The 19,909-nt window shown below is 66.5% G+C and carries 23 protein-coding genes and 2 pseudogenes; 16 read left to right on the top strand and 9 right to left on the bottom strand.

What is annotated here, in order from left to right; all coding sequences use genetic code 11:
- Positions 1 to 2 precede the first annotated feature (2 nt).
- Positions 3 to 326: an FmdB family zinc ribbon protein gene (locus RR42_RS12380; RefSeq protein ID WP_043347153.1), complete on the top strand. Its 324-nt coding sequence runs from the start codon at positions 3 to 5 to the stop codon at positions 324 to 326.
- A 36-nt stretch (positions 327 to 362) separates the two neighbouring features.
- On the opposite strand, the gene RR42_RS12375 is transcribed toward RR42_RS12380, so the two are convergent.
- A complete protein-coding gene (locus RR42_RS12375) occupies positions 363 to 1,295 on the bottom strand; it encodes a LysR family transcriptional regulator (protein ID WP_043347150.1) in 933 nt (310 codons plus the stop codon).
- 104 nt (positions 1,296 to 1,399) lie between these two features.
- Between RR42_RS12375 and RR42_RS40440 the strand changes: the two genes are divergently transcribed.
- Both RR42_RS40440 and tam read left to right on the top strand, forming a co-directional pair.
- Complete coding sequence (locus tag RR42_RS40440; protein WP_158408284.1) at positions 1,400 to 1,573, top strand: hypothetical protein; 174 nt, start codon at positions 1,400 to 1,402, stop codon at positions 1,571 to 1,573.
- A complete protein-coding gene (gene tam, locus RR42_RS12370; protein ID WP_043347147.1) occupies positions 1,570 to 2,340 on the top strand; it encodes a trans-aconitate 2-methyltransferase in 771 nt (256 codons plus the stop codon). Before RR42_RS40440 ends, tam begins: the two co-directional genes overlap by 4 nt.
- Positions 2,341 to 2,360: 20 nt before the next feature.
- Here tam and RR42_RS12365 read toward each other — a convergent pair whose 3' ends face one another.
- The gene (locus RR42_RS12365) at positions 2,361 to 3,647 is read right to left on the bottom strand and encodes a hypothetical protein (RefSeq protein ID WP_043347145.1); all 1,287 of its coding nucleotides are present in this window, start codon (positions 3,645 to 3,647) and stop codon (positions 2,361 to 2,363) included.
- A gap of 80 nt (positions 3,648 to 3,727) precedes the next feature.
- Positions 3,728 to 4,720 carry a Bug family tripartite tricarboxylate transporter substrate binding protein gene (locus RR42_RS12360; protein WP_043347141.1) on the bottom strand — a complete coding sequence of 331 codons (993 nt, stop codon included), beginning with the start codon at positions 4,718 to 4,720 and terminating at the stop codon, positions 3,728 to 3,730.
- 170 nt (positions 4,721 to 4,890) lie between these two features.
- Between RR42_RS12360 and RR42_RS12355 the strand changes: the two genes are divergently transcribed.
- The gene (locus RR42_RS12355; RefSeq protein ID WP_043352012.1) at positions 4,891 to 5,793 is read left to right on the top strand and encodes a LysR family transcriptional regulator; all 903 of its coding nucleotides are present in this window, start codon (positions 4,891 to 4,893) and stop codon (positions 5,791 to 5,793) included.
- Positions 5,794 to 5,804: 11 nt separating this feature from the next.
- Here the strand turns inward: RR42_RS12355 and RR42_RS12350 are convergent, their stop codons facing one another.
- Together RR42_RS12350 and RR42_RS12345 are read right to left on the bottom strand one after the other, a co-directional pair.
- Complete coding sequence (locus tag RR42_RS12350; RefSeq protein ID WP_043347137.1) at positions 5,805 to 6,146, bottom strand: zinc ribbon domain-containing protein YjdM; 342 nt, start codon at positions 6,144 to 6,146, stop codon at positions 5,805 to 5,807.
- A 146-nt stretch (positions 6,147 to 6,292) separates the two neighbouring features.
- Complete coding sequence (locus RR42_RS12345) at positions 6,293 to 6,868, bottom strand: MarR family winged helix-turn-helix transcriptional regulator (RefSeq protein WP_052494613.1); 576 nt, start codon at positions 6,866 to 6,868, stop codon at positions 6,293 to 6,295.
- Between the two features lie 368 nt (positions 6,869 to 7,236).
- On the opposite strand from RR42_RS12345, the gene RR42_RS12340 reads away from it, so the two are divergent.
- The 5 genes and pseudogenes from RR42_RS12340 to RR42_RS38605 all read left to right on the top strand — a co-directional run.
- Positions 7,237 to 8,214 carry a Bug family tripartite tricarboxylate transporter substrate binding protein gene (locus RR42_RS12340; RefSeq protein ID WP_043347136.1) on the top strand — a complete coding sequence of 326 codons (978 nt, stop codon included), beginning with the start codon at positions 7,237 to 7,239 and terminating at the stop codon, positions 8,212 to 8,214.
- Positions 8,211 to 9,512, top strand: a complete 1,302-nt coding sequence (locus RR42_RS12335; protein WP_043347133.1) for a sulfatase — start codon at positions 8,211 to 8,213, stop codon at positions 9,510 to 9,512. Before RR42_RS12340 ends, RR42_RS12335 begins: the two co-directional genes overlap by 4 nt.
- An 85-nt stretch (positions 9,513 to 9,597) precedes the next feature.
- A complete protein-coding gene (locus RR42_RS12330; RefSeq protein WP_043347130.1) occupies positions 9,598 to 10,227 on the top strand; it encodes a glutathione S-transferase family protein in 630 nt (209 codons plus the stop codon).
- 31 nt (positions 10,228 to 10,258) lie between these two features.
- Complete coding sequence (locus tag RR42_RS12325; RefSeq protein WP_043347127.1) at positions 10,259 to 10,894, top strand: glutathione S-transferase family protein; 636 nt, start codon at positions 10,259 to 10,261, stop codon at positions 10,892 to 10,894.
- A 162-nt stretch (positions 10,895 to 11,056) separates the two neighbouring features.
- Positions 11,057 to 11,392 (top strand): annotated as a pseudogene (locus tag RR42_RS38605) (hypothetical protein); the annotation flags it as partial.
- A gap of 4 nt (positions 11,393 to 11,396) precedes the next feature.
- On the opposite strand, the gene RR42_RS12315 reads toward RR42_RS38605, so the two are convergent.
- On the bottom strand, positions 11,397 to 12,290 hold the full coding sequence (locus RR42_RS12315) for a LysR family transcriptional regulator (RefSeq protein WP_043347121.1): 894 nt from the start codon (positions 12,288 to 12,290) through the stop codon (positions 11,397 to 11,399).
- A 162-nt stretch (positions 12,291 to 12,452) separates the two neighbouring features.
- Here RR42_RS12315 and RR42_RS12310 point away from each other — a divergent pair, with 162 nt between their 5' ends.
- Positions 12,453 to 13,124: a peroxiredoxin-like family protein gene (locus RR42_RS12310; RefSeq protein WP_043347119.1), complete on the top strand. Its 672-nt coding sequence runs from the start codon at positions 12,453 to 12,455 to the stop codon at positions 13,122 to 13,124.
- 62 nt (positions 13,125 to 13,186) lie between these two features.
- Here RR42_RS12310 and RR42_RS41115 read toward each other — a convergent pair.
- From RR42_RS41115 to RR42_RS12300, 3 genes and pseudogenes are all read right to left on the bottom strand, one after another.
- Positions 13,187 to 13,405 (bottom strand): annotated as a pseudogene (locus tag RR42_RS41115) (MaoC family dehydratase); the annotation flags it as partial.
- Positions 13,392 to 13,523 carry a hypothetical protein gene (locus RR42_RS41480; protein ID WP_269083339.1) on the bottom strand — a complete coding sequence of 44 codons (132 nt, stop codon included), beginning with the start codon at positions 13,521 to 13,523 and terminating at the stop codon, positions 13,392 to 13,394. The gene RR42_RS41480 and the pseudogene RR42_RS41115, both read right to left, overlap by 14 nt.
- A gap of 209 nt (positions 13,524 to 13,732) precedes the next feature.
- Positions 13,733 to 14,107 (bottom strand): cupin domain-containing protein, encoded by a 375-nt coding sequence (locus tag RR42_RS12300; protein ID WP_419188885.1) that lies wholly within the window; start codon positions 14,105 to 14,107, stop codon positions 13,733 to 13,735.
- Between the two features lie 465 nt (positions 14,108 to 14,572).
- On the opposite strand from RR42_RS12300, the gene RR42_RS12295 reads away from it, so the two are divergent.
- The 6 genes from RR42_RS12295 (at position 14,573) to RR42_RS12270 (ending at position 19,897) form a co-directional block, all read left to right on the top strand.
- Positions 14,573 to 15,580, top strand: coding sequence for a sulfate ABC transporter substrate-binding protein (locus tag RR42_RS12295; protein ID WP_043347114.1), 1,008 nt, complete (start codon positions 14,573 to 14,575; stop codon positions 15,578 to 15,580).
- Positions 15,581 to 15,647: 67 nt separating this feature from the next.
- Positions 15,648 to 16,811: an FMNH2-dependent alkanesulfonate monooxygenase gene (gene ssuD, locus RR42_RS12290; RefSeq protein ID WP_043347112.1), complete on the top strand. Its 1,164-nt coding sequence runs from the start codon at positions 15,648 to 15,650 to the stop codon at positions 16,809 to 16,811.
- 9 nt (positions 16,812 to 16,820) lie between these two features.
- Positions 16,821 to 17,630, top strand: coding sequence for an aliphatic sulfonate ABC transporter permease SsuC (gene ssuC, locus RR42_RS12285; RefSeq protein WP_043347110.1), 810 nt, complete (start codon positions 16,821 to 16,823; stop codon positions 17,628 to 17,630).
- A 26-nt stretch (positions 17,631 to 17,656) separates the two neighbouring features.
- The gene (locus tag RR42_RS12280) at positions 17,657 to 18,532 is read left to right on the top strand and encodes an ATP-binding cassette domain-containing protein (protein WP_043347107.1); all 876 of its coding nucleotides are present in this window, start codon (positions 17,657 to 17,659) and stop codon (positions 18,530 to 18,532) included.
- 223 nt (positions 18,533 to 18,755) lie between these two features.
- Positions 18,756 to 18,971 (top strand): TOBE domain-containing protein, encoded by a 216-nt coding sequence (locus RR42_RS12275; RefSeq protein WP_017224957.1) that lies wholly within the window; start codon positions 18,756 to 18,758, stop codon positions 18,969 to 18,971.
- 41 nt (positions 18,972 to 19,012) lie between these two features.
- Positions 19,013 to 19,897 carry an EAL domain-containing protein gene (locus RR42_RS12270; protein WP_043347103.1) on the top strand — a complete coding sequence of 295 codons (885 nt, stop codon included), beginning with the start codon at positions 19,013 to 19,015 and terminating at the stop codon, positions 19,895 to 19,897.
- The last annotated feature ends 12 nt before the right edge of the window (positions 19,898 to 19,909 follow it).

Below are 19,909 nucleotides of genomic sequence, written 5' to 3'. Positions count from 1 at the left end.
GTATGCCCATGTATGAATACGCCTGCGAGGCGTGCGGCAGCTTCACCGCGGTGCGCCGCATCGACGAGCGCGACGCGCCGCAGCCATGCCCCGGCTGCGGCCACGCAGCCCGGCGCCAGGTCACCGCGACCATGCTGGCCCTGATGCCCTCGGCCCGCCGCGTCGCGCATGCGGGCAACGAGCGCAGCGCCCACGCGCCTTTGAGTTCCCAGGGACATCGCCATGGGCCAGGCTGTGGCTGTTCGGGCGGCAGCGCCGGCCTGGCCGGCAAGCCGGGTGCGGCCAAGTCCTTTCCCGGCACGCGGCCCTGGATGATCAGCCACTAGTCCCGAGGAAGCACGCACTGGCAACGATGCGTGCCTTCAATTGCCAATCGCGCGCGTTGGCGCGATTGGCGCAGCCGCCACCATCTCGCGCACCATGGCGCGAAAGCGCATCACGGCGGCCGGCAGCGCGCCTTGGCGCATCGCGAGGTGCAGGGGCGCGCTCAGCACCGGGCTATCGCCTAGCGGGCGATAGACGATGTCCTCGCCACCCAGGCGGTGCATGGACGCGGGCACCACGGACACGCCAAGGCCTGCTGCCACCAGGCTCAGCGTGGCCGGCAGGCGCGGCGCTTCCTGTGCCACCAGCGGGCTGAAGCCCGCGGCACGGCAAGCGGTCAGGATCGCGTCATACAAGCCGGGCCCGGCGGGGCGGCGATAGAGGATGAAAGGCTCGCGCGCCAGCGCCGACAGCGGCAGCGCGCCAGCCTGCGCCGCCAGCGGATGCCCGGCCGGCAACGCCGCCAGCATCGGCTCCTCCAGCACGGCATCGAGCACCAGCCCGGCGGTGCCGCCCACCGGCGAGCGCACGAACGCGGCGTCCAGCCGCTCGTGCAGGATCGCGTCCACCAGCTCGCTGGTGCCGGCTTCCTCCAGCGTCACGGCAACACCCGGCACGCTCTCGCGAAACCGGCGCAGCACGGCGGGCACAAACGGGTGCAGGGCGGCGGAGCTGGTAAAGCCCACCGCCAGCCGCCCTTGCTCCCCGGCCGCGGCGCGGCGGACCACGTCGGCCACGCCTTCGGCCCGGGCCAGCACGGCGCGGGCCTCTTCCAGCAATGCCAGGCCGGCCTCCGTCGGACGCACGCCGCGCGGCAGGCGGCGCATCAGCAAAACACCCAGCTCCTCCTCCAGCCCGCGCAACAGGCGCGTGAGCGGCGGCTGTTGCATGCCCAGGCGCTCGGCGGCACGGGTGACGTGGCCTTCCTCGGCCAGCACGACGAAGGCGCGCAGGCGGCGAAGCTCAATCATTGCCATACTCTCCGGGTATTGAAAACGTGCTCAATATGCATTGGAAATCATAGCAGTTCGGCTCTATCCTGACGGCATGCGTCGGGTATCCACGGAGCACGGCCATGCAAGAACAAGAACAAGAACTGGACATGGACGCCAATTTCCCGCCTCGCCGTAGCCGGGCAACCCGCTTGAGTTCCTGGCGTGGCTGGACACCACGCCAGATGCTCGAAATGCGCCAGAAACGCCCGATCTTTCGAGACACCAGAACCGAACCCGCAAAGGAGCCGCAATGACCTGGTCAGCCAAGCAATACGTGAAATTCGAGAACGAACGTACCCGCCCGGTGCGTGACCTGCTGGCAGCGGTGCCGGGGCGCGAGCCGCGCGTCGCGGTAGACATCGGCTGCGGCCCGGGCAATTCGACGGAAGTGCTGGCCGCCTGTTTTCCCGGCGCGAGCGTGACCGGGCTGGACAGCTCGGCCGACATGGTCGAAGCCGCGCGCAAGCGGCTGCCGGCGTTGAAATTCGAGGTGAGCCGCATCGAAACCTGGTACGACCCGGGCCCTTACGACGTGATCCTCGCCAATGCCGTGCTGCAATGGCTGCCCGACCACGGCCGCCTGCTGCCCGCGCTTGCCGCCAAGCTGGCGCCCGGCGGCAGCCTCGCGATCCAGGTGCCCGACACGCTGGACACGCCCGCGCACCGCCTGATGCGCGAAGTCGCCGCCGACGGCCCGTGGGCCGGCAAGCTGGCCGCCGCTTCTCAGGCGCGTACCGGGCTGCAGGGCGCTGGCTGGTACTACGAATTGCTGCGCGCGCATTGCGGCGCGGTCGATGTCTGGCACACCACCTACCACCACGCGCTGGCCGGTGGCCCCGCGGCGATTGTCGAGTGGTTCAAGGGCACTGGACTGCGCCCCTTCCTGGACCCGCTGGATGAAGCCGAGCGCGCGGCTTACCTGGAGCGCTACACCGCGCAAGTGGCGCGCGCCTATCGGCCAATGGAGGACGGCACGGTGCTGCTGCCGTTCCCGCGGTTCTTCATCGTGGCCACGCGCTGAGGGCGAAGCGGGGGCTTGTTTCAGGCGCTGGCTGTGAGCGCGCTGACGTCCATCACGTACATCTGCCGTTCGCCGTCGTGGATCGAGTCAATACAGGCGTGGCGGCCGTCGCGGCTCCAGCGTGGATGCAGGTCGCAGCGGTTCTCTTTCTTCAGACCCGGGTCTGTGTAGAAGCTGCCCAGGTCGTGGCGCAGGCCGGTGGCCGTGTTGTAGAGAAAGAGGACCCGCTCGTTGGTGACACTGTCTGGATAGGTGTCGCTCAGCAACCAGTTGCGCGCCACCGGGGAGAACGTCATGTGGCCGTTCTCGGTCAGCACACCCTCACCGATGACCTGCACCTCGCCGCCCACGCTGTCGTGATAGAGGTGGTAGTGGATGCTGCCGGCGTGCGGTCCCCACACGATGATGTGTTCGTCATCCCGCCACAGCGGATGCGAGATCTGGTGCTCGGACTTTTCGTAGTCGAACGTGCCGACAGCGTTAGGATCGAAATCCTTCGCGAGCTGCGGCAGCGGATGGTCGGAGCACTCCAGCAGGCGAAGGTCGGAGCCGTCTGGATTGACCGTGATGAGCCGGTGCAGGAAGCACATCTCGTCCTCGACACGCTCGGTCCAGCGATGCAGCAGCAGCACGCGCGACGAGCGCGGGTTGATCTCGATATGGCTGACCCAGTGGATGGCCGTGTCCATCGAGGCTTTCGGTTGGAAGTCGCGCAGGTCCTGGTAGCTCAGTACCAGGCGCGTCTCGCCAGTACGCAGGTCCATGTAGTGGATGCCGTCGTTCGCCGGCGCGTTGGGCAGAGGCGGTTGTGGCGTCGTGTCGCTGTAGCCGATGGTCTGGTGCGTAATGTACAGGCGGCGGTAGTTCACGCAAAGGCCGTACTCGCTGCTCGGTGCGACCACATACACGGGCATGGGCAGCGTCTTGTCTTCGCCCGTCTCCACGTTGTGCACCGTTGCGCCTAGATGCGGATAAATGGCCGACGGGTCGTCCGTCCGGCAGTTGTAGATGAGCTGCCTGCCGGGCGCGCCATCCAGCCACTGGAGTTGCGCCCCCATCTGCCAGTTCCAGGCGGTGGTCTGGCCTACGCGGTGGAAGCGGTCGCCGTCCTGCAGGTCGAAGAAGCCGATCTCAGCCACCAGGTCCGGCGTCAGTTCGGCGTCGGCCATCGGCACGCGCTGCGCCAGCACGTAGCGCTGGCTGCGGTCCCAGGTGCTCTTGTTGTAGTAGCCGAAGAAATGGTGGAGACCGTCCGCGCCCAGCCGCCGGTAGGGCAGAGGGCTGGCAATGATGTGTGAGGAATGCATGAGGCTGGGTTACCGTTGAGACTGGGTGTGCTGGTGCAAGGCGGGTTTGCCGCCTTGGTATTGCGCAGCTTGACTCCGTGTTATTCCGCGCTGATCTTGCCCTTGGCGATGACCTGGTCCCAGCGCGCTTTTTCCGTCGCAATAAAGCGCTGTGCAGCGTCACGGGTGTTGGCCACGGGGGTCATGCCTTGCTCCTGCAGACCCTGGCGGAACTCGTGCGTGGCGACGATCTGCCGGATATCGGCGTTGAGCTTGTCGGCGATCGCGTCCGGCACCTTGGCGCTGACGGCCACCGTGGTCCAGGACGTTGCCACGTAGGCGGGATAGCCGGACTCCGCCGCTGTCGGCACGTCGGGCAGCGCGGGCGAGCGCACCTTGCCGGTCACGGCCAACGCCTTGAGCTTGCCCGCGCGGATGTAGGACAGCGTGGTCGGCGGGTTCTCGAACATCATGTCGATCTGGCCGCCCAGCAGGTCGGTCATGGCCGCCGCGCTGCCTTTGTAAGGCACATGGACCAGCGGCGCGCCGGCGTTGAGCTTGAAGAGTTCGCCCATCATATGGACCGAGGACCCGACACCTGCCGAGCCGAATGTCATCGTGTCCGTGTGCTGGCGCGCGGCCGCTGCCAGCTGCTGGAGGTTGTTAGCGGGCACCTTCGGGTTTACCACGACTACGTGCGGCATCTCGGCCAGCACGGTGACGATCTTCAGGTCCGTGGCCGGGTTGTAGTTGAGCTTCTTGTAGGTGTTGTATGTGGCGTGCAGGCCAATGGAGCCAAGCAGCAGGGTGTAGCCATCGGCAGGCGCATCGACCACCGCCTTGCCGCCGATATGGCCCCCCGCGCCTGGGCGGTTTTCCACCACCACGGATTGCTTGTAGAGCCGGCCCAGGCGGTCCGCCAGCATGCGGCCCTGCATGTCGGAGCTGCCGCCAGCGCTGAACGGCACGATGATGCGAATGGTCCTGTCGGGGTATCCGTGCTGCGCGAACGCGCTGCCCGCGAAGGTGGTGCCTAGGACGGCCGCGGCCAAGCAGGATTTCCAGTCATTCTTCAACAGCAACTTCCGCTTCATCGGTGTGTTCTCCCTCGTTTTTGACCACCCGGCCCGGCTATCGGCGGCGGCGTTCGTCTTGATCGTGCGGCGAGTGTAGGGGGGCGACCTTATTCTGAATAATGCTTTATCAGGAGGGGGCTATGCAGCCGTGATATATCCTCCCGATCTGATCGATCGTGTTGTTTCCCATGCCGAGACCCCTGAATTTCCGTGAAATCGAAGCCTTCCGGGCGGTGATGCTCACCGGCACCACCACCGCCGCCGCGGTGATGCTGCACACTACCCAGCCGTCGGTGAGCCGGCTGCTGGCCCAGATGCAGGCCGCGGCGGAACTCAAGCTGTTTGATATACAGAAGGGGCGGCTACGCCCCACGCAGGAAGCGCGCCGCTTGTTCGAGACGGTGCAGCATCACTTCATGGGGCTGGCAAGGATCGAGCAGGACGTGGCGGTGCTGCGCAAGTCGGGGACTGGCGTACTGCGCATCGGCTGTACGCCGTCTCTCGGGCTGGGCGTGATGCCGCAAGTGGTCGGCGAGTTCTCGCGCCGCCACGCCGATGTGCATGTCAACCTGCAGACGGTAGGCGGGCACCACCTGCGCGAGGGCCTGCTCAATGGCCAGTATGACCTCGTGCTGTCCACCAGCCATCTCGACGATCCCCACTTCGACGTGCGGGTCATGCATCGCACTAACGCCGTTTGCGTCATGCATCCCAGTCACGCGCTGGCCGGGCGCGGCATGATTCACGTGCGCGACCTGCAGGGCCAGTTCCTGCTCACCCTGAACGCCGATGACGAACTACACGTGGCGTTCCTGCGCGGAATGCGGCAATGGCAGGTCGAGCCATCGGCCACCATCGAGACCACTTACTCCGGCACTATCTGCAGCATGGCGGCGGAGGGGGCCGGCATCGGCATCGTGAACCCGTATGTGGCCGAGGTATTCGCGCATGGCCTGCGCGTGCTGACGCTGCTGCCGGCTTGCCCGGTGGAAGTGCGCATGGCGCTGTCCAGCCAGTCGGCCAGCTCAGCGATTACCGAGGAATTCGCCGCGCTGCTGGAGACTCGCTTTGCAGCGCGCGAGGCGCGCTGATCCGGCCAGGCTCAGGCCTTGCGCAGGTAGCAGGCCTTGAGCATGAAGCTGCCGGCGTCCATCTTGCAATCGACCTCGTGGTCGCCGCCCACCAACCGGATGCTCTTGACCTTGGTGCCCATCTTCAGCGTGATGGACGAGCCCTTGACCTTCAGGTCCTTGATCAGCACCACCGCGTCGCCGTCGTTCAACACGGCGCCGTTGGCATCTTTCACCACAGCCTGGGCGCTGTCATCGTCCTGCGCGGCGGCCACCATGGCCCACTCGTGGCCGCAGTCGGCGCAGACATAGTTGTCACCGTCGGGGTAGGTGTTCTCCAGGGCGCATTGGGGGCAGGCGGGGATGGTGGGCATGACGGTTTCCGGTTGCTTGAGGTTTTTTGGGGGACCTGGAGTATAGCGGGCGGCGTTGCCATCCAAGGACACCTGGCGTTTCCCAGCGGTCACGCTACGCCGGCGTGCTGCGCGGCACGCGCGGGAAGTTCGTGCGCCAGGCCGGCCTAGTCGCCGTTGCTGGCTTCGTTCGCATCGTGCAATGCCAGCGCCTGGCGGTTGCGTGCGCTGCCGCCGCGCCGCCGGTCCGCTAGCGGCAGGCCGCCGCGCGCGGCCATCTGCCGGGAGCGCTGCTCCAGCCGCATCAGCATGGCATCCAGTTGCACCGCGTCCTTGTCCTCGAGCGCATCGAGCAGTTCAAGGTTGACCTGTTTCGTCAGCGGGAAGATCTCGCCGTACAGGGCCTCGCCCGCGGCGGTCAAGGCCAGCGTGACCTGCCGTGCATCACCAGGCCGCGCCACCCGGCTGATCAGCTTCTTGTCCACCATCGCCGTGATCGTGCGCGAAGCGCGGGGACGGTCCAGGTGGGCCAGCCGCGCCAGCTCGGACGAGCTCATCGCGCCGTGCGCGGCGAGTAGCGCCAGCAGGCGCCATTCCCTGCGGGTGACGCCGAATTGTCCTTCGCAATAGCGGATCACGATGCCGCCGGCATTCGCCAGCAGGCAGCTCAAGCGGTAGAGAAAAAGGTCCTCGATCGATTGCGGCTGGTTCAGGCGATCGGAGGCTGGATTGGAAGCTGGCATGGGGCGGCCCGGATGAATCGCATGGTTGGTTCGTGATCGCGCGGCCTGGCAAGGCGGCGCGCGAGAAGCTGCATTACAGGCCTGCGGCGCCACGGCGTCAAGAAATGCGATGAATGCTACACCGCATTTCTTGACGCCGTGGCGCGCAACAGGTGAGTCGATGGGGCAAGCCGTGGATGTCCCGATGACGCTGCTCAGGCGCAAGGAAGCGGGCGGTCCCGGCGTGGCTGGTTGGCCGCGATGGACTGGCGATGGGGACCGAAATGATTGATTAGAACAATCGACGGCATGCCAAGTAGAGTTGTCCGGCATTGCGGCGCCACGAGGCGCCGCAATGCCAGTGCATGCATAACAACGGAGACCACGCCATGTTCCATCGCCTTGCCGCCCCGCTGCGGGCCGCAACCCTTGCGCTCCTGCTCTGCGCGCCGGGACTCGCCGCGCACGCCCAGGAGCGCTATCCGGCCAAGCCGGTGCGCTTCGTCAACTCGTTCCCGCCGGGTGGCCCGTCCGACCTGCTGGCCCGTTCAGTGGCCGAGGTGCTGCAGGGCGAGCTCAAGCAGGCCTTCGTGGTCGAGAACAAGCCGGGGGCGGGCGGCAACCTGGGCGCGGGGGCGGTGGCCAAGAGCCCGGCCGATGGCTATGCGGTGCTGTTCGGCATCGATACCACTTTTACCGTCAATCCGCATATCTACGGCGCCATGCCGTTCCGGCCTGGCGAGCTCAAGCCCCTGATGATACTGGCCAGTTCGGGGTTGCTGGTAGGCACGTCCCCGTCGTCGGGCATCGCTTCGCTGCCGGACCTGGTCAAACAGGCCAAGGCGAAGCGCCTGAACTTCAGCTCGGGAGGTAGCGGCAGCCCGGGCCACCTGGCCATCGAGGAGTTCCAGCGCGCCACCGGCCTCAAGCTGAACCACGTGCCTTACAAGGGCAGCACGCCGGCGGTGACCGCAGTGGTGGGCAGCGAGGTGGATGGCGGCATCCTGGCCACGCCCAGCATGCTGCCCTTCGTCAAGGCGGGCAAGGTGACGGCGCTGGCGGTGACCAGCCACCAGCGCTCGCGGCTGGCGCCGGGCATTGCTACCGTGGCCGAGCTTGGCATGAAGGAGCTGGAGCATGAGGTACTGTATGTGGCGATGGTGCCGGCGGCCACGCCGGAGCCGGTGGTGCGCGTGCTCGAGCGCGCCATCGCCGACGCGCTCGCGCGGCCCGATGTGCAGGCTCGCATGCAGGCGCTGGACCTACAGCCCGAAGCCATCACCGGCGCGGCCGCCGCGCGGCGGTTGTCGGACCTGTCCGAGCGATATCGTCAACTCATCGTTGCCACCGGCATGAAAGTCGAATGAAACCGAACCTGATCTATATCGTAGCCGACGATCTCGGCTACGCGGACCTGGGCTGCTATGGCGGGCGCGAGCCGGTGTCTCCGGTGCTCGACAGCCTGGCCGCCAACGGCCTGATGCTGACGCAGGGCTATGCCAACTCGCCGGTGTGCTCTCCCACGCGCTTTGCACTGATGACGGCGCGCTACCAGTACCGGCTGCGCGGCGCGGCCGAGGAGCCGATCAACAGCAAAAGCCGTGGCAGCAGCGCGCTGGGCCTGCCGCCAGCGCATCCCACCTTGCCCTCGCTGCTGCGGGCGCAGGGCTATCGCACGGCATTGATCGGCAAATGGCACCTGGGCTTTGCGCCGGCATTCGGCCCGCTGCTGTCGGGCTATCAGGCGTTTTTTGGCCCCATGGCGGGCGGTGTCGATTACTTCACGCATTGCGATTCCAGCGGCCGTCACGATCTGTGGCACAACGACGCGGAACATCAGGAGCCCGGCTACCTGACCGATCTGCTGTCGCGGCGCGCGGTGGATTACGTGACGCGCATGAGCGGGGAGGGCGCGCCGTTTTTCCTGAGCCTGCATTACACCGCGCCGCACTGGCCGTGGGAAACCCGCGACGACGCCGCGCTGGCGCCGCAGGTCAGCAACAACCTGTTCCATCTCGATGGCGGCAACATCCACACCTACCGGCGCATGATCGGCCACATGGACGAGGGCATCGGCTGGCTGGTGCAGGCGCTGCGCCAGCTCGGCCAGCTCGACAACACCCTGATCGTCTTCACCAGCGACAACGGCGGTGAGCGCTTCTCGGACAACTGGCCGCTGGTGGGCGGCAAGATGGACCTGACCGAGGGCGGCATCCGTGTGCCATGGATCGCGCACTGGCCCGCGATGATCGCGCCGGGAGGCACCAGCGCGCAGCACTGCATGACGATGGACTGGTCGGCCACGATGCTGGATGCGGCGGGCGTGCAGGCCGATCCCGGCTACCCGCTGGACGGCGTGTCGCTGATGCCGTTGCTGCGCGATGCGGCGCACCGCTTCCACCGCCCGCTGCACTGGCGCATGAACCACCGCGACCAGCGCGCGCTGCGCGACGGCGACTGGAAGTATCTGCAGGTGGACGGACACGAGTACCTGTTCGATCTCAGCCGCGATGAGCGCGAGCGCGCCAACCTGGCGAAGCGCGAACCCCAGCGGCTGGCGGCGATGCGCGAGGCCTGGCTGGCGTGGAATGCGGGCATGCCGCCGATTCCGGAGGATGCCACGGTCAGCCTGGGGTATTCGGCGGCGGATATGCCGCAGCGGTAACGACCCGGCCGAGGCTCCGGTCCGCACCTTGGTGTATCGTTGAAGATTGCGCGAAACGCGGGACTCTCCAACGGGAATACATCGAATGCTGACGATCTGGGGCCGTGCGAATTCGGTCAATGTGCAAAAGGTACTGTGGGGTTGCGAAGAACTTGGCTTGCCGTTCCAGCGGATCGACGCCGGCATGCAGTTCGGCGGCAACAACGAGCCCCGCTATCTCGCCATGAATCCCAACGGGCGCGTCCCGACGATCATGGATGGCGATTTTGTGCTGTGGGAGTCGAACTCCATCCTGCGCTACCTCGCCATGGAGTATGGCAAGGCAGGTGCGCTGTACCCGGCCGGGCCAAAGGTGCGCGCCAGCGTGGACCGCTGGCTGGACTGGTCGCTGTCGACCTTGCAGCCGGCCGAACGGCCGGTCTTCTGGGGCTTTGTGCGTACGCCCGCCGCCGAACGCGATGTGGCTCGCCTGACGGCTGAGGCCGGCGTGGTGGCAGGGCTGTGGCGCATGCTCGATCAGCACCTGGAAGGCCGCGACTATATGGAGGGCGGCGTCTTCACGCTGGCCGACCTGGTGCTGGGCGCCTACGCACGCCGCTGGTTCGGCCTGGATGGCCAGATCGATCGTCCCGCGCTGCCCAATCTCGAACGCTGGTATGCGCAAGTGAGCGAGCGCGCCGGCTTCCGCCAATACGTTGCGGCGCCCTTGAGCTGAGCCTGGATCCCCTCATCACGAACCGATTCCCATGACTATCACCCTGCACACCTGGAATACGCCGAACGGACGCAAGATCAGCGTCGCGCTCGAGGAAATGGCGCTGCCGTATGCCGTCAAGACCGTCAATATCACCAAGGGCGAGCAACACCAACCGGATTTCCTGCGCATCAGCCCCAACAACCGGATCCCGGCCATCGTCGATGCGGATGGTCCCGATGGGCAGCCGATCAGCGTCTTCGAATCCGGCGCGATCCTGCTTTACCTGGCCGAGAAGACCGGCAAGTTCCTGCCCGCGAGCTTGCGTGACCGTGTGCCGGTGCTGGAGTGGCTGATGTGGCAGATGGGTGGCTTCGGGCCCATGCCGGGCCAGGTGCATCACTTCCGCACGGTCGAGGCGGAGGCCGACCGGCACTATGGGCTCAAGCGCTACTCGGAGGAAACGCGGCGCCTGTACGGCGTGCTGGACCGGCGCCTGGCGCAGGTGGAGTATGTGGCCGGCGACCTGTCGGTGGCAGATTTCGCGATCCTGGGCTGGGCCTGGCGCCACGAGCGCCATCAGGTCTCGCTGGCGCAGTTTCCCAATGTCAGGCGCTGGTACGACGCCCTGTTTGCGCGTCCCGGCGTGCAGCGCGGCTTTGCGGTCAAGCTGGATGACCTGGCTTGACGCCGGCAAATCCGTACAAGCTCCATACAAGCGCCGCACTGCCTTCGCACTACCTTTGCACCACCACAGCACAAACCAGACGGCCATTTGATGTGGGTCAAGGACCAGGATGGTGCCGCCCGCTAAGATGATTTCCGTCATGGAGATGCGGGGGCGCTCTTCATGACTTGTCTACCCGTTTCCAGAATACGGAAACTTGGCCCGCGCCACGCAAGTGGGGCGGGCTTTTTCTTGTCGCTTGTCCGCCCGGCGCTATCGGTTCCTAATGGTCCGGCTCGCCCGGTTGTGGGCCAGGTCGTCGCGGACTTCCGCGAGCAGGCGGCGCCGGCCAAGCTCGCCGACGTGCTCGGATTCCGCGCACTGTGGGTGCGCGACGTGCCGCTGAACAGCGCCGACTATCCGGACCCGGTTGGGCATCTCGGTCCCTGCGTGTTCCTTGGCGCGCTGGCTAGCCAGACCGAGCGCATCGTGCTGACGCTGCGGCATCCGTTTTTTCTCTTCGCTAAGCGATGTCGCGGCGCAGTGCCGCTTCCACGAACGCGACAAAAGCTCTCACCTTCGCGCTGGCCATGCGGCCGGTCGGAAATATCGCCCAGAGGTCGACCGGTGCCAGCGTCCATCCGGCGAGCACCTGCCTGACTTCGCCGCTGGCCAGTTCCGGCGCGAACATCCATTCGGAGCCGATCGCCACACCGATATCCGCGAGCACTGCGGCACGCACGCCCTCGGCGGCCGTGACCCACAAGCGGCCGGACACCTCGACGGATACCTCGGCGCCGTCGCGGCGAAACGCCCAGGCATCGCCGCCGCCCTCGCGGTCGTAGACGATGGCCTCATGCGCGAGCAAGTCGGCGGGCACCTTTGGCTCGCCGGCAGCGGTGAAGTAGCGCGGCGTGCCGACCACGACCCGCTGGCTTTGCGCGATCTTCCTGGCGGTCATGGCCGAATCTCGCAACGCGCCCATGCGCAGGGCGACATCCACTCCATGCTCGAGCAGGTCGATATTGCCATCCTCCAGCAGCACGTCCACCACCAGTTGCGGATGCTCGGCCAGGAAGGCTTTGAGGTGCGGCACGATATGCAGCCGCGCGAAGGTGACGGCCGCGGTCACGCGCAGGCGGCCGGAAAGACTGGCGCCCGAGCCCCTGGCCGCATGCTCCGCGGCATCCGCTTCCTCGATCGCGCGCTTGGCGTGCTCGTAGAAATTCTTTCCTGCTTCGGTCGGCGACAGGCCGCGGGTGGACCGCACGAGCAGCCGCACGCCGAGCTGTGCTTCCAGTTGTGCGACCGATTTCGATACGGACGGCTGCCCGACCTTCAGCAGCCGCGCGGCGCCCGAGAAAGAGCCTGCCTCGACGACGGCAACCAGTGTTTCCATGGCAGTCATCCTGTCCACGATGCGCTTCCTCTCATTGGATTGCCGCCGGGTTATGTCCGGAAAGAATGAATCATATTCCCGCGGCTCGCCTACCGGCGGGAAGCAGCTTGACCGAACATGATTCCAGCAACGTGCACCTTCGCATCGAGCAGCTTACTTGGATCAGATGGAGTAGTCAGCATGTCACTGCAGCAAAAACTCGACGCCATCAAGGCGGACTTCAAGGCCGGCAAGGCGCCGTATTTCGCACCGCCGGAAATCCATCCCATCATGGAACGGGCTACGGCTCAATTGATTGCCTCGGGACAAGCAGGCCGCGCGCTGAAGGCGGGGGACACGGCGCCCGTCTTCACGCTGACGGACCCGGAGGGCGCACCGGTTTCCTCGGAGGAGCTACTGGCGCAAGGGCCACTCATCGTCAGCTTCTACCGCGGGGTGTGGTGCCCGTATTGCAATATGGAACTGCAGGCGCTGGAAGAGGCCGTGCCGGTGTTCAGGGAAGCCGGCGCCAGCGTGGTGGCCATTTCGCCGCAGAACGCGGTCAATAGCCGCAAGTCCGTGCGCACCAACAAGCTCAGCTTCCCCATCCTCAGCGACACGCATAACGACGTGGCTGCCGCGTTTGGCTTGCGCTTCGCACTGCCGAACTATCTGGTGGATCTGTACAAGCAACTGAAGAACGACCTGCCGGCCTTCAACGGCGACGCGAGCTGGACGCTGCCGATGCCGGCGCGCTACGTGATCGGGCAGGATGGGACCATCCTGTATGCCGAGGTCAATCCTGACTACACGCACCGGCCGGAGCCTGCCGAGATGTTGCCGGCGCTGCGCCACGCCAAAGGCGGCAGGTAAGGGCGGCACAATCCCGTGTCGGTGTGATGGGTGAGCAAGACCAGCGGAATTGTATCGCCGGGTAGCCACGGCGGCTCAGGGCGCGCGCGGCAGTATTCCACGTCACAGTGCACGGGATGGCTATCGCCGCTGGCGAGCTGGAATACGGCAAACATGGCATCGGTCATGGTGCGGGATGGCAGTACGAAGCGCTCCCCAACGGCGAAATCCTCGAAATACCGCTGTGCGCGCATGCGGTGTCGGCTGGGGTCGAATGCGCTTGCAAAGTCAGGTCGGGTCATGCTTCATTGCATCCTCGATATCGGCCGCCCGCGCGACGATCTGCCATTTGGCGATCTCACTGCTCACGTGTGCGTCGCGTGCCTGCGGCGTTGAATCGGACTCGATAACCAGGCCCATCTCGAAGGCTCGCTTGCTCAGGTCGATCGCGGTCTCTGCGTTGCTGGATCTGCTGATGGAAACGGTTCGCGCGCTGATCGCCGATGGACAGTGGCCGGCCCGCGTCAACAGCGCAGGCCGCTGACGGCAATGTCCAGGTTGTGAGCCGGGGCGGCCAGCGTCGATACAGGTTAGTGTGCTGGCCGCCCTGGGATGCCGCTGCGGCGAACTCAGGGTGCCGGCGTGGCCAGCGGCTTGCCCTTCTCGACAACGTACACGCCAATCAGCCGGGTCGGTGTCGTGCCGGAATTGTGGGCGTCATGTACAACTCCTGCGGGCACCACGAACGACTCGCCCACCTTGACGAGGCGAGGTGGCTGCCCCTCGACCAGCAACTCGGCCTGCCCCTCGGCCACATAGCTGATCTCGTCTCCCGGGTGCGTATGCCGTCCGGCATGGATCCCTGGCGCCAGCTCCACGCGCGCCACGACCGCTTCGCGCCCCGGCACGGAAACATCTTCCTTGCCGACAATCGTGCGCGTGAGGCCGCTGTTCTGCGCCAGCACGGCGCCGGAGGCGATCGATAGGCCGACGCCCGCGAGCATCCCCAGAGTTCTGATGTTCATCATCTGTCTTCTCCCGTCATGGTCTTGTTTTGCTGCGTTGGACTACAGAAGGCATGTCCCCTGGAAAGCGAAACACGCCGGTGACGCGTGGAACCGGGCTCAAGCGGGCAGGGCGGCTGCATGCGGCATGCCGCTGAATGTCGGACATGCTAGCAGTTGGCTCGTGAGTTTGCCTCACCTGCATGACGTGTCATTTGATGCGCATTTCGTGGTGGCCGGTGCAAGCGCCTTGCCGCTGCGAGCCGCGCTACCACCCCCTCCGGCATGTTCATATTTCCGTCGAATCTTATGCGGAAAACGTGCAAGGATCGGCGAAACCATTCGTTCCTTTCAGATAGCCCCCTCGGTAGTCTTCATCCCTGACGCAAGCCTTCCCACACAAGGAAGGCCATGAAACGCGGCGCGAATGCGCCATTTCACGACGAGAATACGGGAGCAAGACACATGATTCGCAAGCTGGCCATCGGACTCGCGGCACTGGCCGTCATTGGTTCCACCCAGACCGCCTGGGCCAACACCGCCCTGCTGAACGTTTCGTACGATCCCACGCGGGAGCTGTATGTGGACGTGAATGCCGCCTTCGCCAAGGCCTGGAAGGCCAAGGGCGGCGATGCGCTGACCATCCGCCAGTCGCATGGCGGCTCGGGCAAGCAGGCGCGTTCGGTGATCGATGGGCTGGATGCGGATGTGGTCACGCTGGCGCTGGGCTATGACATCGACGCCATCGCCGAGAAGGGCTTGCTCAAGCCGGACTGGCAAAAGCGCCTGCCGCACAATGCGTCGCCCTATACCTCGACCATCGTGTTCCTGGTGCGCAAGGGCAATCCCAAGGGCATCAAGGACTGGAACGACCTGGTCAAGCCTGGCGTGCAGGTGATCACGCCTAACCCGAAGACCTCGGGTGGCGCGCGCTGGAATTACCTGGCGGCCTGGGGCTACGCGCTGCGCCAGCCGGGCGGCAACGAGCAAAAGGCCAAGGAGTTCGTCGGCCAGTTGCTGAAGAATGTGCCGGTGCTGGATTCCGGCGCCCGCGGCGCCACCACCACCTTTGTCGAGCGCGGCCTGGGCGATGTGCTGATTGCCTGGGAAAACGAGGCCATCCTGGCGATCAAGGAACTGGGCCCGGACAAGTTCGACATCGTCGCGCCGTCGATTTCCATCCTGGCCGAGCCGCCGGTGGCGGTGGTGGACAAGGTGGTGGACAAGAAGGGCACGCGCAAGGTGGCCGAAGCCTACCTGCAGTTCCTGTACACCGACGAGGGCCAGGAAATCGCGGCCAAGAATTACTACCGCCCGATCTCGGAGAAGATTGCCGCCAAGTATGCGAGCAACTTCCCCAAGGTCAAGCTGTTCACCATCGATGAGGCCTTTGGCGGCTGGCAGAAAGCGCAGAAGGCGCACTTCGCCGACGGCGGCTCGTTCGACCAGGTCTACCAGCCTGGCAAGAAGTAAGACGTAGCCGGCGGCAGGCGAGGGCCGGACGGCCACGATCCACAAACAGAGCTGAAGAGGCACGGACATGCAGGTCTTCTGGTTTATCCCCACGCACGGCGACAGCCGCTACCTCGGCACCTCCGAAGGGGCGCGCGAGGTCAATATCGATTACCTGAAGCAGATCGCTACCGCGGCCGACACGCTCGGCTACGAAGGCGTGCTGATTCCCACCGGCCGCTCCTGCGAGGATCCGTGGGTGGTGGCCTCCACGCTGGCAGCGGTCACCACCCGGCTGCGCTTCCTGGTGGCGGTGCGCCCGGGGCTGATGGCGCCCACGCTGGCCGCGCGCATGGCGGCGACTTTCGACCGCCTGTCGGGCGCACGCCTGCTGGTGAACCTGGTGACGGGCGGCGACGCGTCAGAGCTGGAGGGCGATGGCCTGTTCCTGGACCATGCCGAGCGCTACGAAGCCAGCGCCGAGTTCATCCGTATCTGGCGTGAAGTGTTGGCCGCCAGCCATGAAAGCGCCGAGCTCGACTATGAAGGCAAGCATCTCAAGGTCAAGGGCGCGAAGGTGTTGTTCCCGCCGCTGCAGCGCCCGCATCCGCCGGTGTACTTTGGTGGCTCCTCGGCTGCCGCGCATGAGCTCGCGGCCGAGCAGGTGGATACCTACCTGACCTGGGGCGAGCCGCCGGCGGAGGTCGCCAGGAAACTCGCCGACGTGCGCCAGCGCGCGGCGCGCCACGGGCGTAGCGTGAAGTTCGGCATCCGCCTGCACGTGATCGTGCGCGAGACCGAGGACGAGGCGTGGGCCGCGGCCGACCAGTTGATCAGCAAGCTCGACGATGCGACGGTGGCGCGCGCGCAGGCGGTGATCGGCAAGATGGATTCCGAAGGGCAGCGCCGCATGGCCGCGCTGCATGCCGGTGGCGGCGCACGCAGCCGCGCGGAGCTGGAGATCAGCCCCAACCTGTGGGCCGGCGTGGGCCTGGTGCGCAGCGGCGCGGGCACGGCACTGGTGGGCGACCCGCACATCGTGGCGGCGCGCATCAAGGAGTACGCGGCGCTGGGCATCGATACCTTCGTGCTGTCCGGCTACCCGCATCTGGAGGAAGCCTATCGCTTCGCCGAGCTGGTCTTTCCGCTGCTGCCGCGCTCGGTGCGCGACAAGCTGCAGGGCAAGGTGCTGTCCGGCCCTGTCGGCGAAGTCATGGCAACCGGCATCGTGCCGCGCGCGGCGCGCGGGTAGGAGGCAACCATGTCTGCTCCCTTGACCCTGCCCGCGCGCAACCCTGACTGGCTGCGCCATGCCGCTCGCTCGGCCGCGCCCTGGATCGTGCCGGTGCTGCTGGTGGCGGCGTGGCAGCTGGCCTCGCAGCTGGGCTGGCTGTCCAACCGCATCCTGCCGGCGCCGCTCGACGTGGTGAAGGCCGCCTGGGGCCTGTCCGTGACCGGCGAGCTGTGGCGCCACGTGTGGGTCAGTACCTGGCGCGCCGTGCTTGGCTTCACCATCGGCGGTGGCTTCGGGCTAGCGCTGGGCTTGCTGACGGGCACCTTCCGGCCGGCTGCGACCCTGCTCGACAGCACCTTGCAGATGGTGCGCAACATTCCGCCGCTGGCGCTGATCCCGCTGGTGATCCTGTGGTTCGGCATCGACGAGACCGCCAAGCTGTTCCTGGTTTCGCTGGGTGTGTTTTTCCCGATCTACCTGAACACGTACCACGGCATCCGCGCGGTCGACCCCGGGCTGATCGAGATGGCGAAGAGCTATGGACTGTCGGGCTGGCGCCTTTACCGCGAGGTGATCCTGCCGGGCGCCTTGCCCAACATCCTGGTCGGCGTGCGTTTCTCGCTCGGCCTGATGTGGGTGATCCTGATCGTGGCCGAGACCATCTCGGCGCAGTCGGGCATCGGCTACATGACCATGAATGCGCGCGAGTTCCTGCAGACCGATGTCGTGCTGGTGGGCATCCTGCTCTACGCGCTGCTGGGCAAGCTGGCGGATCTGCTGTCACGCGGGCTGGAGCGGTTCTGGCTGCGCTGGCACCCCGGCTACCAGGCGCACTGAGCGCCGCCGGCCAAGGAGAACCCGATATGCAAAGCAACCCGATCGAGCAAGCCGCGCTGGCCGATGTGCCTGCCAGCCAGGATGGCAAAGGCCTCGCGCTGCGCGTGCAGCAGGTGGTGAAGCGCTACGGCGGGCGCGAGGTGCTGCACGGCATCGACCTGCAGGCCGCGCCCGGCGAGTTCCTCGCCATCGTGGGCCGCAGCGGTTGCGGCAAGAGCACCTTGTTGCGGCTGGTGGGCGGCCTGGAAGACAGCGACGGCGGTGGCGTGACGCTGGACGGCGCGCCTGGCAACAAGCAGCGCGAGGCGCTCCGGGTGATGTTCCAGGACGCTCGCCTGCTGCCTTGGAAGACGGTGCTGGACAACGTGGCGCTGGGGCTGCCGCGCGCGCGGCTGGCCGATGCGGCCAGGGTGCTGGGCCAGGTCGGCCTGGCCGAACGCGCGGGCGAGTGGCCGGCGCGCCTGTCGGGCGGCCAGCGCCAGCGTGTGGCACTGGCGCGCGCGCTGGTGCATCACCCGCGCTTGCTGCTGCTGGACGAGCCGCTGGGCGCGCTGGATGCACTGACCCGCATCGAGATGCAGGGCTTGATCGAAGCCTTGTGGCAACGCCTGGGCTTCACCGCGTTGCTGGTCACCCACGATGTATCGGAAGCGGTAGCGCTGGCCGACCGCGTGGTGCTGATCGAAGACGGCCGCATCGCGCTGGACCAGAGGGTGGCGCTGCCGCGTCCGCGCCAGCGCGGCTCGGCGGCGTTCGCGCAACTGGAGGACGCGGTGCTGCGCCGGGTGATGCGGCTTGAGGGCACGCCGGCTGCCGATGAGAGCCGGCACGGGCAAGCATTGTTGCCCGCGGTGGACTGGTCGGTGGCGCGCACGTTCGATTCAGTGCGCTGGGCAATCTAGGGCGTCGGCCGCGGCGCAAGCACGCCAGGCAAGCACGCCAGGCAAGCAGCAAACAAGTATGAAACATAGGCCGCGCGGTCAGCCTCGAGCGAAGCCGGCGCAACCCGCGCAAGCGGTGGCAGCCATAGGTGAGAGTGCAACGTCACTCACCCGCGCGGGGTCCATCCGCTGAACCAGGGTTTTACGCATTTCTCATTTTCACTCACGCAAAGGAACTTCTATCATGAGCATTCAGGCGATCAACGTACGTAACCAGTTCCGCGGCAAGGTTGCCGCCATCATCGAAGGCCCTGTGGTCTCGGAGGTCGACGTCGAGACGCCGGCCGGCATCGTCACCTCGGTCATCACCACCCGCTCGGTCAAGGATCTCGGCCTTGCCATCGGCAGCGAAGTCGTTGCCCTGGTCAAGGCTACCGAGGTATCCCTGGCCAAGCTTTGATGCCTCGCCCGAGGCGCAAGCGCAACGCAAAGGAAATCGCAATGGCAAGCGCGAACGAAGCAGGCGCGGCACTGACGGCGCTCACCCACTACCTGGAAGGGCTGCCGCGCCGCCCCGAGAGCGATCGCCAGCTGTGGCGCGACGCGCGTGGGCAGGTGCAGGGCCAGTTCTATAACTGCTCGCTGACCAGCGCGTTCGAGCCGCTCATCACCCTGTCCAGCCGCGACGTGGTGGCGCACGAAGGCACGCTGCGCACCTACGCCGGCGACGGCGTCGGCCTGAGCGCATGGAAGCTGTTTGCGATGGCGGCGGACGATGCCTCGCTGGTCTCGCTCGACCGGCTCTCGCGCCTGGTGCATGCCATCAATTATTTCGCGGCCGATGGCGATCGCAAGCTGGTGCTCAACGTGCACAACCGGCTGCTGGCCGCCGTGGCCGACGATCACGGCGCGGCCTTCCGGCGCGCGCTGCAGTCGCTCGGCCTGCCGCTGGACCGGTTCGTGATCCAGGTGCCGGCCAGCGCCAACGATGATCTGCCGCTGTTGCTGCACGTGGTGGGCAACTACCGCCGCAACGGCTTTGCGGTGAGCCTGCAGGCATCGGACCCGGCGGAGGCCGGTGCGCTGATGGCGCACGCGCTGCCCGACTGGCTCAAGCTGGACATGCGCCGCAATTGGACCGACCGCCAGCTGGCGGGGCTGCAGGCCAGCGCCGACAGCGCCGGCGTGACGCTGATCGGGCGCCGGCTGGAGAATGCCGAGAACGCCGAGCGGCTGCAGGCAGCCGGCATCGTGCTGGGGCAGGGCAGCTTCACCGGCTCGGCGGTGAGCGCGCGCCAGCTGCATGCAGTGTCCGGCGAGGCGGGCAGTCAGGAGTTCAAGGGCGGGATGTCCCGGAGCGGATCCGGCGGCGTCCCATGGCGTTGACCAAGGAGCCGA

Source organism: Cupriavidus basilensis (assembly GCF_000832305.1).
Taxonomy (GTDB): Bacteria; Pseudomonadota; Gammaproteobacteria; order Burkholderiales; family Burkholderiaceae; genus Cupriavidus; species Cupriavidus basilensis_F.
Note: the sequence above shows the minus strand (reverse complement) of the source record. Positions and strands in the feature narration are given on the sequence as shown.

Coding starts and splice junctions, on each gene's coding strand:
- RR42_RS12360 (WP_043347141.1), bottom strand. CDS start 4,720: ATGAAGCGGAAGTTGCTGTTGAAGAATGACTGGAAATCCTGCTTGGCC.
- RR42_RS12275 (WP_017224957.1), top strand. CDS start 18,756: ATGAGCATTCAGGCGATCAACGTACGTAACCAGTTCCGCGGCAAGGTT.
- ssuC (WP_043347110.1), top strand. CDS start 16,821: ATGTCTGCTCCCTTGACCCTGCCCGCGCGCAACCCTGACTGGCTGCGC.
- tam (WP_043347147.1), top strand. CDS start 1,570: ATGACCTGGTCAGCCAAGCAATACGTGAAATTCGAGAACGAACGTACC.
- RR42_RS12330 (WP_043347130.1), top strand. CDS start 9,598: ATGCTGACGATCTGGGGCCGTGCGAATTCGGTCAATGTGCAAAAGGTA.
- RR42_RS12300 (WP_419188885.1), bottom strand. CDS start 14,107: ATGCTCGCGGGCGTCGGCCTATCGATCGCCTCCGGCGCCGTGCTGGCG.
- RR42_RS12270 (WP_043347103.1), top strand. CDS start 19,013: ATGGCAAGCGCGAACGAAGCAGGCGCGGCACTGACGGCGCTCACCCAC.
- RR42_RS12335 (WP_043347133.1), top strand. CDS start 8,211: ATGAAACCGAACCTGATCTATATCGTAGCCGACGATCTCGGCTACGCG.
- RR42_RS12280 (WP_043347107.1), top strand. CDS start 17,657: ATGCAAAGCAACCCGATCGAGCAAGCCGCGCTGGCCGATGTGCCTGCC.
- RR42_RS41480 (WP_269083339.1), bottom strand. CDS start 13,523: ATGGGCCTGGTTATCGAGTCCGATTCAACGCCGCAGGCACGCGACGCA.
- ssuD (WP_043347112.1), top strand. CDS start 15,648: ATGCAGGTCTTCTGGTTTATCCCCACGCACGGCGACAGCCGCTACCTC.
- RR42_RS12355 (WP_043352012.1), top strand. CDS start 4,891: ATGCCGAGACCCCTGAATTTCCGTGAAATCGAAGCCTTCCGGGCGGTG.
- RR42_RS12295 (WP_043347114.1), top strand. CDS start 14,573: ATGATTCGCAAGCTGGCCATCGGACTCGCGGCACTGGCCGTCATTGGT.
- RR42_RS12345 (WP_052494613.1), bottom strand. CDS start 6,868: ATGCCAGCTTCCAATCCAGCCTCCGATCGCCTGAACCAGCCGCAATCG.
- RR42_RS12380 (WP_043347153.1), top strand. CDS start 3: ATGCCCATGTATGAATACGCCTGCGAGGCGTGCGGCAGCTTCACCGCG.
- RR42_RS12340 (WP_043347136.1), top strand. CDS start 7,237: ATGTTCCATCGCCTTGCCGCCCCGCTGCGGGCCGCAACCCTTGCGCTC.
- RR42_RS12310 (WP_043347119.1), top strand. CDS start 12,453: ATGTCACTGCAGCAAAAACTCGACGCCATCAAGGCGGACTTCAAGGCC.
- RR42_RS12350 (WP_043347137.1), bottom strand. CDS start 6,146: ATGCCCACCATCCCCGCCTGCCCCCAATGCGCCCTGGAGAACACCTAC.
- RR42_RS40440 (WP_158408284.1), top strand. CDS start 1,400: ATGCAAGAACAAGAACAAGAACTGGACATGGACGCCAATTTCCCGCCT.
- RR42_RS12365 (WP_043347145.1), bottom strand. CDS start 3,647: ATGCATTCCTCACACATCATTGCCAGCCCTCTGCCCTACCGGCGGCTG.
- RR42_RS12325 (WP_043347127.1), top strand. CDS start 10,259: ATGACTATCACCCTGCACACCTGGAATACGCCGAACGGACGCAAGATC.
- RR42_RS12375 (WP_043347150.1), bottom strand. CDS start 1,295: ATGATTGAGCTTCGCCGCCTGCGCGCCTTCGTCGTGCTGGCCGAGGAA.